At 42.4% G+C, this 599-nt stretch carries 1 protein-coding gene; it reads left to right on the forward strand.

The annotated features are described in order from the left end of the window. A partial coding sequence (locus ACYQ1N_RS07590; protein WP_459834521.1) for a Cna B-type domain-containing protein occupies positions 1-599 on the forward strand: 599 nt, incomplete at both ends.

The following is a 599-nucleotide window of genomic DNA, read 5'->3' on the forward strand; positions in this document are numbered from 1 at the left end:
CAACGGCAGAAGTTATTGATAACAATGACGGAACATATACGGTTAAGTATGCCAACTTACAAAAGAACAAAGACGGAAATGCCATTGAATACACAATAAGTGAAGACGGCGTTGACGGCTATACGGCAGACAAAACCGCAGCAAAGAACGGTGAGACAATCACCAATACTCATACTCCTGAAGTTATTGATATCACGGTTACAAAGAACTGGGTTGATGATAACAACAGAGACAGAATCAGACCGGTTGCAAATGATTTTGCATCAAAACTTCATTTGATGAACGGCGAGACAGAAGTAACGGGAGTTGTACCGAGCGTTGTTGACAACAATGACGGAACGTATACCGTAAAATACACAAATCTTGCAAAGAACGCAGCAGGCACGCCTATAACATACAGTGTAAAAGAGGATACCGTAAGCGGATATACAACAGACAACAACACGGCGCTCAACGGAGGAGTAATTACCAATACCCATACTCCTGAGAGAACAAACGTGGTTGTAACAAAGAAGTGGGATGATAACAACGATCAGGACAGAGTAAGACCTGATACAACGGCATTCGCAAAAGAACTTCATCTTAAAGCGGGAGAGAGA

The organism is Howardella ureilytica (genome assembly GCF_054657495.1).